We start from the raw sequence: 256 nt of genomic DNA, 5'->3' as shown, positions 1-256 counted from the left end.
ATGGGTCTCGGAATGGGCGAGCAGGGGCCGTATCTGTCTCCGGTCGAGACACGGTCTTTGGAACCGGGCATGGTGATTGCGCTGGAGACGCCGCTTTACGTGCGGGGCCTCGGCGGGTTTCAGGTGGAGGAGTGTTTCGTGATTACAAAAGACGGCCATCGGCGATTTACCACGCTGCCCCGCGATTTCCTTAAAGCGAGGGTCTAGGTCATGGCACCGCGTGGGGAAGACGCGCCGCCGCTGAGCAGTGTGGAAC

General features: G+C 61.7%; 1 protein-coding gene. It reads left to right on the top strand.

The annotated features are described in order from the left end of the window. Positions 1-207, top strand: a 207-nt coding sequence (locus JI667_RS22265) for a M24 family metallopeptidase (protein WP_206858706.1), incomplete at its 5' end; no start/stop codon positions are given. Positions 208-256: the final 49 nt, after the last annotated feature.

This window comes from Bacillus sp. NTK074B, assembly GCF_017303375.1.
Taxonomy (GTDB): domain Bacteria; phylum Bacillota; class Bacilli; order Bacillales; family Bacillaceae_B; genus Rossellomorea.
Note: the sequence above shows the minus strand (reverse complement) of the source record. Positions and strands in the feature narration are given on the sequence as shown.